Raw genomic sequence first — 15,237 nt, forward strand, 5'->3', positions numbered from 1 at the left:
TTAATGATTGTGATCCAGATCGTTATCCGGATGTATTACTTAATGAAACCCCTGCAGCACGTGCGGTCAATTGCCGCCACAGCCATTCCAGCGGACCCTGGCGGAAATGGCGCAGCCAGAAAACCGAGAACAGGATGTTCACCAGCCAGACTGGCAGGACAAAACCCAGCAGCTGCAGGCGATCAAAATGCATAAACAGGCCTAACTGATAGAACAGGGTCGTGCAGATAAGGGTCTGGAGAAGATAGTTGCTAAGCGCCATCCGCCCCACGCAGGCCACCGCCATCACCAGCCGGAAACGACAGAGCTGCGGCCAGAAGCCATACATCAGCGCGGCATAGCCTATCGTCTGCAGCGGCGCGCTAAGTTCGCGCGGTGCCTGTAACAGAAACGCACACCAGCGGTAATCCCAGTTCAGATACCACTGGGCGATCACCGCCGGGAGATTAATCGCCAAACCGGCCAGCACCAGCCACAGCCCGGTACGCCGATAGTGACGCAGGCTAAACTCGCCTTTCAGCCAGCCGGTACGCATCAGCGCGGCGCCGATCAGCATCATCCCCGCCAGCTGCCAGCCGTACTGCGCCCCAAGCGCCAGCAGGCTGTTGCCAATCATATCGGCCCGGTTGCTGATAGCCTCCATTCCGCCGCCCAGTTTCCAGTACTGCTCATACTGGAGACTTGCCGCATCCGGCATCCAGGAACGATTGGTAGAGCCGCCCGAGATAACCCCCAGTAGCAGCAGGATGGCAACGCCGATGAGAAAAAGCACCACCCCGGTATTAAAGAGGTTTTTGACATCGTGGGCATCGCGGATGATGCGCCAGCAGATCAGCCCCACCAGCCCGTAGGCCAACAGAATGTCACCGTCCCAGAACAGCAGCCCGTGAATAAACCCGAGCAGCACCAGCAGCGAGAGGCGGGCCTGGATCCAGCGCTTTCCGCGTTTCAGCAGTAACTGAAGTCCGGCGCCGAACAGCAGGGCAAACAGGGTGAGGAATTTGACCTGGGCGAAGAGATCCAGCACCGCCCATGTCCAGGCATCACTGAGGGTAATATCGCCATACCAGGCGGGATTGAGGTAAGCGGCTTTCGGCAGACCGAAGCCGCTGATATTGAGCAGCAGAATACCCAGAATAGCGACGCCACGAACGAAATCCAGCGTGACATTTCTTTCCATGTATCCTGCCCTGATGATCAGTTGTGGTGACGTACGGCGCGCAGGAACTCCTGACGGGTGTTCTGGCTTGATTTAAACAGGCCGCCTAGCGAGGTGGTCGTGGTGGCGCTGGTGGCATCACGAATGCCGCGCGCTTTCACGCAGTAATGCACCGCGTCAATGGAAACCGCCACGTTGTTGGTGCCAAGCAGCGTTTGCAGCGCGATGAGGATCTGCTGGGTTAAACGCTCCTGCACCTGCGGACGCTGGGCAAAGAACTGCACGATACGGTTAATCTTCGACAGGCCAATCACCGAGTCTTTCGGAATATAGGCCACGGTCGCTTTGCCGTCGATGGTCACAAAGTGGTGTTCACAGGTGCTGGTCAGGGTGATATCACGTACCGTCACCATCTCATCTACCTTCATTTTGTTTTCGATGACGGTGATTTTCGGGAAATTAGCGTAATCAAGCCCGGAGAAAATCTCATCGACATACATTTTGGCGATGCGACGTGGGGTCTCCATCAGACTGTCATCGCTCAAATCGAGATTCAGCAGCTGCATGATTTCGGTCATATGCCCGGAAATAAGACGTTTACGCGTTTCGTTGTCCAGATCCTGAACCGGCGGACGCAGCGGGGTTTCGAGACCGTGTGCGACCAGCGCTTCGTGGACGAGAGCTGCTTCTTTACTCATTGATGACATTCTTTTCTCCTGCAGGTGCGGTGCTCTTCTGCCCTCCGTGGGGCAAAATGTGCACTCATTGTGCGCGAGGCGGCGAGCATAATCCAGTATTCACCGCGATAATTATTCCAATTGCCGTTACCTTTCAACCTGACGCTGCCAGACCAGCCCACCCGCCACGAAAAGGGCGATACCAGCAAGGCCCAGGGCGGGCTCCAGCTGATGGGTGAGCCAGCTCGACAGCGCCGAGGTCATCGGGCCAATCAACTGCCCGACCGCATAGCCGGTCGTCAGTAACCCGGCCATATAACGCGTGTGATTCGGTGCCAGTTCACGCCCGTAGAGCAACGAGAGCTGGACCGCACATAAAAATCCGCCGCCCACCAGCAGCGCACCGGTCACCAGACCGGCCATCCCCGGCATCAGCCAGGCGGCAATCACCCCCACCGCCTGCAGCCAGAGCACCAGCGCCAGCCTGCGGTTAGTAGTGGAAACATGGCGCAGAGCGATACTCAGGGCAATGCCCAGCACCGAGGCCACGCCGAACACCGGCCAGACAAACTGGGCAAACGCGCTGCCGGGAAAGCGCAGCGCCGCCATCTGCGACAAAAAGGTCGCCGGGAGGATGTAGCCAAACCCGGCGAGGCTGTAGCTCCAGACCAGACGACGCAGATCGCGGGTCAGCGTCAGCGGCTCCGGCGTGGTGCCGGGACGATGCAGTTGCCCGGCACGCGGCAGATAGCGGGCCACCAGCGCGATCAGCACCAGCGCCAGCACGCCGTAGATTTGCCACGCGGCGCCGGCTGATAACCCGTGCGCCTGGATCCACACCGCCAGCAGACCGCTGATGGTAATACCCGCTCCAGGCCCGGCGAAGACCGCAGCACTCAGGCCAGGTTTGCCGAAATGGGCCAGCCGCTCGTTGGTCCAGGCGGCCACCAGCACCATTGACCAGCCGCTCATGCAGCCAATCACAAAACGCAGCAGCCCGTGGACCAGGGCATTATCTGCGACCGCCGAAAGCAGGGTCAGCGCCACCGCGCCAATAATCCCCAGCCACAGCCGACCTTCGACAAACCGGTGCGCGCGCATGGCATCCCATGCCCCCACCAGATAGCCGAGATAGTTCATGGCCGCCACCAGCCCGGCGCTGGTCAGGGTGAGTTGCCCTGCCGCAATCATCAGCGGTACCTGTGGGGTAAAGGCAAAGCGCCCTATTCCCATCGCCACCACCAGAACCACAAATCCGCTGAGCGCGATACGCAGCGCCATGACCACTCCAGTTGTTAAAGTTTCGTAAATTCATGATGCAGGATATGTCGTTAATGCGGAAGTGAAAGTTACTCACTCGTTATTGAATTATCTGTATTATGACCTTCATCTCTCTATACAACCTTCCTGAAGGAGCCCTGCATGGAACTGCTCGAAGAGCACCACTGTTTTGAAGGTCGACAGCAGCGCTGGCGTCATGACTCCGCGGTGCTGAACTGTGCGATGACGTTCAGCATCTTTCTGCCCCCCTCTAACGGCGCAGCAAAACCGCCGGTGCTGTACTGGCTCTCCGGCCTGACCTGCAACGATGAGAATTTCACGACCAAAGCGGGCGCCCAGCGGGTGGCGGCGGAACTGGGGATCGCCCTGGTGATGCCTGATACCAGCCCGCGCGGTGACGAGGTGGCGGACGATGCCGGTTACGACCTGGGCAAAGGCGCCGGATTCTACCTGAATGCCACCCAGGAACCCTGGGCGCGTCATTACCGGATGTATGATTACCTGCGCGATGAACTCCCGGCGCTGATCCAGGCGGAATTTGCGGTATCCGATCGCTGTGCAATCAGCGGCCATTCGATGGGCGGTCACGGTGCACTGGTGATGGCGCTGAAAAATCCGGGTAAATACGTCAGCGTATCGGCATTTTCGCCGATCGTGAACCCGTCCCAGGTGCCGTGGGGGCAAAAAGCGTTCACCCATTACCTGGGTGAGGATGCAGAGGCCTGGCAGGCGTGGGACAGCTGTGCGCTGATGCTGGCCAGCCAGCCGGAACAGGCGATCCCGACGCTTATCGATCAGGGCGATGCCGATCAGTTCCTGGCGAGCCAGTTACAGCCGGCGGTGCTGGCGGAAGCCGCGCGCCAGAAGGCCTGGCCGCTGACGTTGCGTATCCAGCCGGGCTACGATCACAGCTATTTCTTTATTGCGTCCTTTATTGAAGATCATCTGCGCTTCCATGCGCAGCAGTTGTTGAAGTAAGTGCAGCCTTCATGCCCGGTGGCGCTTCGCTTACCGGGCCTACAAAACCCACACCAGCCCGTAGGCCGGGCAAGCGCAGCGCCGCCCGGCAAACAGACCGCACCGCTCCGGCGATCCCTCGATCAGAACTGGTAATCCACCGCCATAAAGTAACGGCGTCCTTCTTCGGTATAGCTGTAGTCGTCGCGGCTGAGATCTTTATCCAGCAGGTTCATAACCCCCGCACGCAGCTTGACGTTTTTGGTTGCCTGCCACGCACCACCGGTGTTCCACACCACGTAACCGCCCGGCGTTGCGGCGCCATCGGTAACGGTGCGTTTCTCACCCGTATAATTACCCTGCACGTAGAAGGACCACGCCTGGGTTGCCTGCCAGTCCAGCGTGCCGTTCGCGGTATGGAACGGCAGCTCAGAGAGCGGCTTGTTCTCGCCGTTGCTGATATCACGCCCGTCGTTATAGGTGTAATTCAGCGTCATGCGCCAGTCTTCGGCAATCGGGAACTTAACTTCCGTCTCCAGACCACGGATACGCGCTTTATTGACGTTGTAGTAACGGAACACCGGTTCGCCATCGGCATTCAGCCCGACGTAATTCGGGTAGCCCTGCGCCTGATTGACGTTCGCGGTACGCAGAATGCTGATGCGGTCATCAACGTCGTTCTGGAAGGCGGTAATGCTGCCCTGCACGCCCTCTAACCAGCCCTCTTCCCCGTTGTAGTAGAGACCCAGCTCGATGCTTTCGCTGGTTTCCGGCTTCAGATCCGGGCTACCGACAATTTCACAGGCACCACGGCAGGAGCCGGTGGTCCAGTCCGGGCTCAGTTGCAGCAGGGATGGCGCTTTAAATGCCGTCGCCCAGCCGCCTTTTACCGTCAGGGTATCGGTGGCGTTATAGACCAGATAAGCACGCGGGCTCCAGTGGTCGCCGTAGGTTTCGTGGTCATCCATACGCACGCCGGTGGTCAGCGCCAGCGGCTCGAAGATCCGCCATTCGTCTTCCAGGAACAGCGCATACTGGCTGGCCGAGGTATTACTGCTGCTGCCGCCGGTGATGTTAACCGGATCTTTCAGCTTGTCGTGACGCCATTCCCCGCCAAAGGTCAGGAGCTGGTTAATCTCCCCCAGCGGCAGGACGTATTTGCCGTCAATGGAGTTGCTTTCGGAGGTAATTGGGTTGCTGTTGCCCGGGTTTTTGTTATCAACCTTCTCGCCGTAGAATTTCAGCTCGCTGTTGCCCACGCCCCAGCGGCCGTTGTGGCTCAGGGAGTAGTTCTGGCGCTCAAGGCGGTTCTGATCCAGCGAGTCGGAGTCACGATCCTGACGGTCAAAACCGTAGCCCGCGGTGAAATCGTGGTTCTCGTTCGGGGTCCAGGCAAATTCCACGTTGGCATCGCGGCTGGTAAAGCCTTCAATGCGCGGGGTTTCTCCGGTAGCGCTGGTGGTTGAATCCTGCGGATCGTCTTTATCGCGTTTAGACAGGCTGCCGAAGGCCTTCAGGCCGAGGACGCCATCCACCAGCGGGCCGCTGGTATAGAACTGGCCGCCATAGGTGTCGCCACGATCGCGGTGCTCCTGAATGGTGGTATCGGCGGTGAGGGTGCCGGTCCATTTCTGGCCGATCTTTTTGGTGATGATGTTGACCACGCCGCCCAGGGCATCGGAGCCGTAGAGGGAGGACATCGGACCGCGCACCACTTCGATGCGTTCGATGGCGTCAACCGGAACCCAGTTGAGGTCGAAGTCGTTATGGCGGAAAACGGCATTGCGCGAGTTGACGCGTTTACCGTCAACCAGGATCAGCGTGTAGCTGCTGTCCAGACCGCGAATACTGACGCCCTTACGGTTGTCCCCTTCGTCAGTTAACTGCACGCCCGGCACATCCTTTAATACATCTTTCAGGTTCTGCACCGGCTTGCGCTGCAGATCCTGCTGAGTGATGACGCTGATACTGGCCGGGGCATCTTTCAGGTTTTGCTCGTTGGCCGAGGCGGTCACCACCATGGTATCGCCAGATTCCGCCGCAACAACCGGCAGGGCCAGGGACAGAGCAGACGCACACAGCCCTCCCCGAACGAAGGGATTCAACCTAAACATTTCCTATCTCCATGAGGTAAACACAGCAAAATCAAATATGTACTGCTCACAATTGCATTGCATGCCGCCCGCTTCTCTGGCAGGTCGGCCGGGTAATTCTTTGCAGGTGTGGGCACAACATCCTCCCCTGACCAGGGCGACGATGCTGACTCCTTCATCCCTTTGATTACTTTGCTAATGATAAAGCAAACGATAACTATTATCAATTCAATTGTTAAAAGTTATGTCAAGAGTGCATAGTGTGGAGAAATAAAAAAACCCGCTCGGGTGAGCGGGTTAAAGAGAGGCGTTGCGGTTATTTTTTAAAGCTATTCGGGAATTCCATTTCGCTATAGCTGACAAACTTCGTTCCCTTCGCCAGCTTGTAGCCAAACCAGATAATCAGGAACAACGGGATACCAATATAGGTCGCTGCCACGCCGCCCCAGTCAATGGTGTCGGCGAGGAAGGCTTCGTAGTTCTGACCCAGAGTGATGATCAGACACAGCACAAAGGCGAAGATCGGCCCCAGCGGGAAGAATCCGGAGCGGTACGGCAGGTTGCTAATGTCATAGCCCTGCTTCACGTAGCCGCGACGGAAACGGTAGTGGCTGATGGCGATACCGAGCCAGGCGATAAAGCCCGTCATGCCGGAGGTATTCAGCAGCCAGAGGTAGACCGTCTGGTTGCCAAACATTGAGGTCAGGAAGCACAGGCAGGCAATTACGGTGGTGGCATACAGCGCGTTACGCGGCACGCCGCCCCGGGACAGCTTCGCGAAAATACGCGGCGCTTTGCCGTCGCAGGCCAGGGAGTAGAGCATACGGGTAGAGGCGTACATCCCGGAGTTACCCGCCGACAGTACCGCCGTCAGGATCACCGCATTCATCACCGCCGCCGCTGAGAGCAGGCCGGCATGCTGGAACACCAGGGTGAACGGGCTGACGCTGATGTCTTTTACATCGTTACGCAGCAGGCTCGGATCGGTATACGGAATGATCAGGCTGATAATCAGGATTGCGAACACATAGAACAGCAGGATACGCCAGAAGACCTGCCGCACCGCGCGCGGAATGTTCTTCTCCGGGTTTTCGGATTCACCGGCGGCAATACCAATAAGCTCCGTTCCCTGGAAGGAGAAGCCGACGATCATCGCCACGCCAATCATCGCCGAGAAGCCCCCGGCAAAGGGCGCATCGCCAATCCCCCAGTTGCTCCAGCCCGCCGGTTCGGTGCCTTTGAAGATACCGAAGATCATCGCCACGCCCACGGCGATAAAGATGATCACCGTGGCGACTTTGATCAGCGAGAACCAGTATTCCGCCTCGCCAAAACCGCGCACGGAGATGTAGTTCAGCAGGAAGATCAGTCCGAGGAAGATGGCGCTCCAGATCCAGCCCGGCGTATCCGGGAACCACCAGGTCATCACCAGCTGCGAGGCCACGAGATCCACGGCGATGGTGACCGCCCAGTTGTACCAGTAGTTCCAGCCCAGCGCGAAGCCGAAGCCTTCTTCCACATATTTCTGACCGTAGGTGGAGAAAGAACCGGATACCGGCATGTACGCCGCCAGTTCGCCCAGGCTGGTCATCAGGAAATAGACCATCAAACCGATCAGGATATAGGAAAAGAGCGCGCCGCCAGGGCCCGCTGCAGAAATGGTCGCTCCAGAGGCGACAAACAAACCTGTACCGATAGAACCGCCAATGGCAATCATCGTCAGGTGACGCGCCTTGAGTTCGCGACGTAGCGCGGGCGCTTCTGTGGTTTTATTTTCGGAAACCATATGAAAATGCTGTCCATTCAAAAAATGAGGCGCGATTGTAGCAGACGATCGCCAGCTCTTCCGGCACAAATGCCCTGTTATAAGAGAGCTTCATGACCGGGCCGGGATTATAAGTAAAGCAGAGAATGACATCGGTGTGCGAAACAGATCCCGGCGGGTAAATCGCCGCCGGGCGGGCTTACATTTCGCAGTAACGCAGAAAACGCTGCAGGGAGTTGGAGAGGTGCTTCTGGCGATGATGGATGCGCCACAGGGTACGCACCAGCTTAGTCGGCAGCGGAACGGGGATCTCCACAAGCGTGCCGCTCTCCAGCTGTTCAGCAATCACCCGGCGTGACAGGCAGCTGATGCCAAGACCGTGGCGCACCGCATGTTTGATCGCCTCCGAATTGCCCAGCTCCATGCCCATATGAAACTGCGGCAGATGCGAAAGCAGCAGATAATCAACGATCTCCCGCGTGCCCGACCCCTGCTCGCGCAAAATCCACGGTGCCTGCGCCAGCCGCTCCAGCGTCACCTCCTGCTGCAATAAAGAAGAGGCCGGCGAGGCGAAGACTACCAGCTCATCCTCCAGCCAGGGTTCGGCAATGATGTCGGCGTTGTGGCACGGCCCTTCGATAAGGCCAATATCCACCCGAAAGTCGATCACCGCGGTGATCACGTCCTGGCTGTTGCCGACGCTCATCTCCAGCGGCAGAGACGGGAAATCGCGGCGGTAGCGGGCAATCACCTCCGGCAGGATATAGTTGCCGATGGTGCTGCTGGCATAGACGCGAATAGCGCCGTTATCCTCGCGAAACAGCTGTTCGATCTCGACGGTCTGCTCCAGCAGCGCCAGCGCGCGGGGATAGAGCAAGCGCCCGTGCTCGTTAACCACCAGCCGCTTCCCTACCCTGTCAAAGAGCTGAACCCCCAGTTGGCCTTCAAGATCGGTCAGCGCGGCGCTGACCGCGGACTGGGATAGCGCCAGCATCTGGGAAGCCTGGGTAGTCGACCCGCTTTTCAGCACTTCGGCAAAGACTTCAAGCTGGCGTAACGTAATGTGCATAGTTGCCATCCGGTACGGTAAGCGCTCTGCTTACCACTTATAAAGATTAATTATAAATATATAATCAATTTTATTTTTAAGCCAGCACGCCGTAACCTTTAGCCAGAGAAAAGGAGAAGGTTATGACAACACTCACCCTGCAGCATAATCGTACAGTGTGGCACTACATTCCCGGCCTGGCGCTGAGCGCGCTGGTCACCGGCGTGGCATTATGGGGCGGCAGTATTCCGGCGGTAGCCGGGGCGGGCTTCAGTGCCCTGACGCTGGCCATCCTGCTGGGGATGGTCGTCGGGAATACGGTCTATCCGCACATCTACAAGCCCTGCGATAGCGGCGTGATCTTCGCTAAGCAGCACCTGCTGCGCCTCGGGATCATCCTGTATGGCTTTCGCCTGACCTTTGCGCAGATTGCTGACGTTGGGGTCAGCGGGATCGCCATCGACGTGTTAACCCTGACCAGCACCTTCTTGCTGGCCTGCTTTATCGGCCAGAAGGTGTTCGGGCTCGACAAACAGACCAGCTGGCTGATTGGCGCGGGCAGCAGCATTTGCGGTGCCGCGGCGGTACTGGCGACCGAGCCGGTAGTCAAGGCCGAGGCCAGCAAGGTGACGGTTGCCGTCGCGACGGTGGTGATCTTTGGTACCCTGGCGATCTTCCTCTATCCGGCGATGTATCCCCTGGTGGCGCACTGGTTTAGCCCGGAAACCTACGGGATTTATATTGGCTCGACGATGCATGAGGTCGCTCAGGTGGTAGCAGCCGGTCATGCCATCAGCCCGGACGCGGAGAATGCGGCGGTGATCGCCAAAATGCTGCGAGTAATGATGCTGGCGCCCTTCCTGCTGATCCTGGCGGCGCGGGTGAAACAGCTCGCTCCGGCGGGCAACGGCGAGAAGAGCAAAATTACCATTCCGTGGTTTGCGATCCTGTTTATTGTGGTGGCGGTGTTTAACTCGTTCCATCTGCTGCCCAAAACAGTCGTCGATATGCTGGTGACGCTGGATACGGTGCTGCTGGCGATGGCGATGGCGGCGCTGGGCTTAACCACCCACGTCAGCGCCCTGAAAAAAGCCGGGGCGAAACCGCTGCTGATGGCGCTGCTGCTCTTTGTCTGGCTGATTGTTGGCGGCGGTGCCATTAACCTGGCGGTTCATAGCCTGCTGGCATAAACCACTTCAAACTTCTCCTGTTAACCCGCTATCATAAGCGTTTGCGGGTTAACAGGAATCCCTTTATGAAATATGTTGGAGCGCACGTCAGCGCTGCTGGCGGTCTGGCGAATGCCGCCATTCGTGCCGCCGAAATTGAGGCGACCGCCTTCGCCCTGTTCACCAAAAATCAGCGCCAGTGGCGCGCCGCACCCTTAACGACTCAGGTGATTGATGAGTTCAAAGCGGCCTGCGAAAAATACCATTTCACTCCCGGCCAGATCCTGCCCCACGACAGCTACCTGATTAACCTCGGTCACCCGGTTCAGGAGGCGCTGGATAAATCCCGCGAGGCCTTCCTGGATGAGATGCAGCGCTGCGAGCAGCTCGGCCTGACGCTGCTGAACTTCCACCCTGGCAGCCATCTGACGCAGATCGACGAAGACGCCTGTCTGGCACGGATCGCCGAGTCGATCAATATCGTGCTGGAACAGACTCAAGGGGTAACGGCGGTGATTGAGAATACCGCCGGACAGGGCAGCAACCTCGGTTTCCGCTTTGAGCATCTGGCGGCCATTATCGATGGCGTGGAAGATAAAACCCGCGTCGGCGTCTGCATTGATACCTGCCATGCCTTTGCGGCGGGTTACGACCTGCGCAGCAGTGAAGAGTGTGCCAAAACCTTCGCGGAATTCGAGCACATTGTGGGCTTCAAGTACCTGCGCGGCATGCACCTCAACGATGCGAAAAGCGCTTTTGGCAGCCGCGTTGACCGCCATCACAGCCTGGGTGAAGGCAACATCGGCCACGACGCGTTCCGCTTTATCATGCAGGACCCGCGTTTCGACGGCATTCCGCTGGTGCTGGAAACCATCAACCCGGATATCTGGGCGGAAGAGATCGCCTGGCTGAAGGCACAGCAGACGGCAGAAGTAACGGTATAAAAAAATCGCCGCTTTCGCGGCGATTGTCTTATTACAATAAAAAGGCAGAGTTTCCTCTGCCTTTTATCTTTAAGAGAAATTATGCTGCTTTCGCGGCGATCGCTTCAGCTTCCGGGCGTTTTACCACCGCGTAAGAGAGACCTGCCACCAGCGTACCGGCGATAATCGCGAACAGGTAACCCAGCACCGGCGTAATCGCACCCGGGATCAGCAGAACAAACAGACCGCCATGCGGCGCCATCAGTTTTGCGCCCACCGCCATGGAGATAGCACCGGTCACCGCACCGCCGACGATACAGCACGGAAGAACGCGCATCGGGTCACGGGCAGCGAACGGAATCGCCCCTTCGGTGATAAAGCACAGGCCCAGAACCAGCGCCGCTTTACCGCCTTCCTGCTGCGCCTTGTCGAACTTACGACGAGCAATGATAGTCGCCAGGCCCAGCGCCAGCGGTGGCACCATACCTGCAGCCATAATCGCCGCCATCGGAGCATAAGTCTGGGTACTCAGCAGGCCAACGCCGAACGCATAAGCCGCTTTGTTCACCGGACCACCCATATCGGTACACATCATGGCGCCGAGGATCGCACCCAGCAGGACCGCATTGGCGGTGCCCATGGTCTGCAGCCAGTGGGTCAGGCCTTCGAGGATACCTGCGACCGGCTTACCGATCAGGTAGATCATAGCCAGACCAACAACCAGGCTGGAGAACAGCGGAATGATCAGGATCGGTTTCAGCGCTTCCATACTCTGCGGCAGTTTCAGCTTCGAGCTGATCAGCTTCGCCACGTAGCCGGCAAGGAAGCCGGCGATGATCCCGCCGATAAAGCCAGAGCCGGTGCTCACGGCCAGCATACCGCCGATCAGGCCAGGGGTCAGACCCGGACGGTCAGCGATGGAGAACGCAATGTAACCTGCCAGTACCGGCACCATCAGCGCGAACGCCGAGCCGCCGCCAATCTGCATCAATGCCGCCGCCAGGGTACCCGGCTCTTTAAAGGCCTCGATACCAAAGGCGAAGGAGAGCGCGATACAGAGACCGCCCGCCACCACCATCGGCAGCATATAGGAGACGCCCGTCAGCAGGTGACGGTAAGCCCCGGCGGACTCTTTCTTGCCTTCGGAGGCCGAGGAGGCGGTGTTGCCCGCCGGCTGGAAGGTTTTCGCTTCCGCCTGGGCTTTGTCCAGCTCCTGGGCAGTTTTCTTCAGCGCCAGACCGGTTGAGGTGCGGTACATCGGCTTACCGGCGAACTTCGCCAGATCCACTTCGATATCCGCGGCCACGATCACCAGGTCCGCTGCCGCCACCTCTTCCGGGGTGATGGCATTGCCTGCGCCCACCGAGCCGCGGGTTTCAACCTTCACCCACCAGCCGCGTTTTTTGGCTTCGGTTTCAATGGCTTCTGCGGCCATAAAGGTGTGCGCCACGCCGGTCGGGCAGGCGGTCACCGCCACCACGCGTTTCGGACCGCTGGTAACAGTCGTTGCCGCCGCTTCTGCGACAGGAGCGGTATACAGCGCCGCATGGCCTTTCGCTTCGCTCAGGAACAGTTCCGGGTGAGCGACCGCGCGATTGATATCGCCCAGCCACACTTTTTTGCCGTTCAGCGAGCTGTCGGCCGGGATCTTGTCGCCCAGGACGATAACCAGTTCGGCATCGCCCGGGTTGTCGATGAAATCAAGGTGTGCTTTATGTCCCGCCGAACCCAGCAAGGTTTTCGCCATATAGGCGCGGGCCTGTCCGAGTGCAGAGTCAATAATCAGCAGCGTTTTCATTATGCCTCTCCTGCTGTCAGTTAAAGGGTTTCAAGTCAACGCGCGCCATCATCGCGGCTAACTGGGTACGATCGGTGATCCCGACATTGCTCTGGCTGACGGCCAGGGCAGCAACGGCGGTGGCAAGACGTAACGTGTGTTCACTGGATTCACGCATCAGCAGGCCGTAAATCAACCCGCCCACCATCGAATCGCCTGCACCCACGGTGCTGACCACTTCCATCGACGGCGGTTTGGCGATCCATTCGCCGGAGGCGTTAACCCACAGCGCGCCCTCTGCACCCAGCGAGATCACCACATGCGCGATACCTTGCTCACGTAAGGCATGGGCGGCATCAATGACATCCTTTAAGTCTGGCAGCTTACGGCCAGCCCAGATCTCAAGTTCGCGACGATTCGGTTTCACCAGCCACGGCGCGGCTTTCAGACCCGCCACCAGCGCATCGCGGCTGCTGTCAAAGATGATGCATGGGCACTGGCTGCGCAGGCGCGTCATCCAGTCGGTAAAGGCTTCCGGGCTGACGCCGGACGGCAGGCTGCCGCTGACGCAGACCATGTCGAACTGACCCAGCCAGGTCAGGGAGTCATTCACAAAACGCTCCCAGTCGGCCTGGGTGACTTCAAAACCGGAGAAGTTCAGGTCGGTCACTTCGCCATCTTTTTCGGTCATTTTCACGTTGATGCGGGTACGGCCCTGCACCACCTGAAAACGGTTGGCGATCCCCAGCTCGCTGAACAGCTGCTGGAAACCATCCTGGTTATCTTTGCCGAGGAAGCCGCCGACGGTGACGTCGATCCCGAGATCCTTCAGCACTTTCGCAACGTTAATCCCTTTACCTGCCGCGTGCAGGCCAGTGGTACGCACGAGGTTAACTTCGCCGCGTTCAATTTCCGGGCAAAAGCCCACGAGGTCGTAAGCCGGGTTCAGCGTAATGGTGGCAACACGTCTGCTCATTATGCGCCCTCCCCCAGACCGGCCGCGATGGCCTCGCCAATCGCTTTCAGCGCCTGTTCAGCATCTGCACCCTGCGCGGTAAAACGCAGGCGATGGCCTTTCTTCACGCCCAGCGCGACAACCTTCATCAGGCTGCGACCGTTGGCCGGTTTGCCACTGCCGTCGAGGTTGGTGACGGTGACGTCGCTGTTGAACTGCTTAATGGTATTGACCAGCATGGTGCCCGGACGAGCGTGCAGACCATGTTCGTTACGCACCACAAATTCGGCGCTCAGCAGTTCATCGGTATTCACATCATCGCTGGTCAGCAGCGCCAGCAGGGTTGCGGCATCGGCTTTCAGCAGTTGTTCAGCTTTTTTGTTCAGCAGCAGATCGCCGAGGCGCTTCAGCACCTCAACCGGCTGGTCATCCGCCATGGCGACGGTGACCAGCAGGGCCGTGGTTTCCCCGGCGGTGTCAAAAGCGGTGGCCGCACGGCTGACCGCGATAGCGCTGCGCAGGTTGCCTTCAGCACAGTCGTTCAGCCAGACGCCCTGACCGAGGTTCAGCGGTTTGTCGTTAACGGCGTGGGCCACGAAGGCGGTATCCACCGCACCGGCCTCTTTCAGGCGACCGGCGTTCAGCGCCTGCAGGGTCACCAGATCGGATGCCACTACGTCGAGAGTCAGCGTGTCGTTATCCAGCTTCAGGGCTTCGCTCTGCTTTTCACCCATCAGCAGCGCGCGCAGCTCTTCGGCAGTGGTGGCGGATTTCAGCTGTTCAGCCACCGCGTCGTCGCTCAGGACGTGCGTCAGCTGACGCAGCAGGCCGAGGTGTTCATCGCTGCTGGCGGCAATCCCGATGGCGACATAAGCCACCTGGCCTTCGCCCCAGAGCACGCCCTGCGGGAACTGATAAACCTGAACGCCGGTTTTCAGCACCTGGTCGCGGGTATCTGTGGTGCCATGCGGAATGGCGATGCCATTGCCAAGGAAGGTTGAGGTCTGTAGCTCGCGCGCCAGCATGCCGTCAACGTAGCCGTTGGCGACGTTGCCCGCCTGCACCAGCGCGGCAGCGATCTGCCGGATGGCCTCTTCTTTAGTACCGGCCTGTTCGCCGGGATGAATGTCCTGCACGGATAACTGGAACATGGTTCTCCACTCCTGCTGAAATTGAATCGTTTCAGCTAACATGAAAAAAAATACGCTATTCCGGTTGAATCAGAGGTACCCGATAGCGCTGAAACGTTTCAAGAAGTCTTGCTCTTTCTACAAAAGCTTGCAAGTAAAGTTACAATTCAGCATACAAAATTTAGATGTGCAGCACATTTTATTGCCAGACAAAGCTTTTTTTCTTATCTGTTTTGAATTTCACCGCTGTGTTTCAGCTACTTCAGCAAACGCATATAACAATCTGAAAGGGGATTTTTATTT

12 protein-coding genes are annotated in these 15,237 nt (G+C 58.4%); 3 read left to right on the plus strand and 9 right to left on the minus strand.

Annotation, left to right across the window (positions count from 1 at the left end):
- Window positions 1–22: 22 nt before the first annotated feature.
- From yeiB to ES815_RS02510, 3 genes are all read right to left on the minus strand, one after another.
- Window positions 23–1,180 (minus strand): DUF418 domain-containing protein YeiB, encoded by a 1,158-nt coding sequence (gene yeiB / locus ES815_RS02500; protein WP_142486482.1) that lies wholly within the window; start codon window positions 1,178–1,180, stop codon window positions 23–25.
- Window positions 1,181–1,197: 17 nt separating this feature from the next.
- Window positions 1,198–1,866 (minus strand): GTP cyclohydrolase I FolE, encoded by a 669-nt coding sequence (gene folE / locus ES815_RS02505; RefSeq protein ID WP_032612616.1) that lies wholly within the window; start codon window positions 1,864–1,866, stop codon window positions 1,198–1,200.
- Between the two features lie 117 nt (window positions 1,867–1,983).
- Entirely contained in the window at window positions 1,984–3,117 is a 1,134-nt protein-coding gene (locus ES815_RS02510) for a YbfB/YjiJ family MFS transporter (RefSeq protein ID WP_142486483.1), read from the minus strand.
- A gap of 141 nt (window positions 3,118–3,258) precedes the next feature.
- Here ES815_RS02510 and fghA point away from each other — a divergent pair, with 141 nt between their 5' ends.
- Window positions 3,259–4,095: an S-formylglutathione hydrolase gene (fghA, locus tag ES815_RS02515; protein WP_142486484.1), complete on the plus strand. Its 837-nt coding sequence runs from the start codon at window positions 3,259–3,261 to the stop codon at window positions 4,093–4,095.
- 122 nt (window positions 4,096–4,217) lie between these two features.
- Here fghA and cirA read toward each other — a convergent pair whose 3' ends face one another.
- From cirA to yieE, 3 genes are all read right to left on the minus strand, one after another.
- Entirely contained in the window at window positions 4,218–6,188 is a 1,971-nt protein-coding gene (cirA, locus tag ES815_RS02520) for a catecholate siderophore receptor CirA (RefSeq protein WP_142486485.1), read from the minus strand.
- 295 nt (window positions 6,189–6,483) lie between these two features.
- Window positions 6,484–7,953, minus strand: coding sequence for an amino acid permease (locus ES815_RS02530; RefSeq protein ID WP_142486486.1), 1,470 nt, complete (start codon window positions 7,951–7,953; stop codon window positions 6,484–6,486).
- A gap of 178 nt (window positions 7,954–8,131) precedes the next feature.
- Window positions 8,132–9,001: a DNA-binding transcriptional regulator YeiE gene (gene yieE, locus ES815_RS02535; RefSeq protein WP_142486487.1), complete on the minus strand. Its 870-nt coding sequence runs from the start codon at window positions 8,999–9,001 to the stop codon at window positions 8,132–8,134.
- Between the two features lie 122 nt (window positions 9,002–9,123).
- On the opposite strand from yieE, the gene ES815_RS02540 reads away from it, so the two are divergent.
- Window positions 9,124–10,170, plus strand: coding sequence for a YeiH family protein (locus tag ES815_RS02540; protein ID WP_142486488.1), 1,047 nt, complete (start codon window positions 9,124–9,126; stop codon window positions 10,168–10,170).
- A 65-nt stretch (window positions 10,171–10,235) separates the two neighbouring features.
- Window positions 10,236–11,093 carry a deoxyribonuclease IV gene (nfo, locus tag ES815_RS02545; protein ID WP_142486489.1) on the plus strand — a complete coding sequence of 286 codons (858 nt, stop codon included), beginning with the start codon at window positions 10,236–10,238 and terminating at the stop codon, window positions 11,091–11,093.
- A 79-nt stretch (window positions 11,094–11,172) separates the two neighbouring features.
- Here nfo and fruA read toward each other — a convergent pair whose 3' ends face one another.
- Genes fruA through fruB form a run of 3 tightly spaced genes read right to left on the minus strand, consistent with a single transcriptional unit; the run spans window position 11,173 to window position 14,955 of the window.
- Window positions 11,173–12,870, minus strand: coding sequence for a PTS fructose transporter subunit IIBC (gene fruA, locus ES815_RS02550; RefSeq protein WP_142486490.1), 1,698 nt, complete (start codon window positions 12,868–12,870; stop codon window positions 11,173–11,175).
- 16 nt (window positions 12,871–12,886) lie between these two features.
- Window positions 12,887–13,825 (minus strand): 1-phosphofructokinase, encoded by a 939-nt coding sequence (fruK, locus tag ES815_RS02555; protein WP_142486491.1) that lies wholly within the window; start codon window positions 13,823–13,825, stop codon window positions 12,887–12,889.
- Window positions 13,825–14,955, minus strand: coding sequence for a fused PTS fructose transporter subunit IIA/HPr protein (gene fruB / locus ES815_RS02560; RefSeq protein ID WP_142486492.1), 1,131 nt, complete (start codon window positions 14,953–14,955; stop codon window positions 13,825–13,827). Before fruB ends, fruK begins: the two co-directional genes overlap by 1 nt.
- Window positions 14,956–15,237: the final 282 nt, after the last annotated feature.

It is taken from the genome of Leclercia adecarboxylata (genome assembly GCF_006874705.1).
Classification (GTDB): Bacteria; Pseudomonadota; Gammaproteobacteria; order Enterobacterales; family Enterobacteriaceae; genus Enterobacter; species Enterobacter adecarboxylatus_C.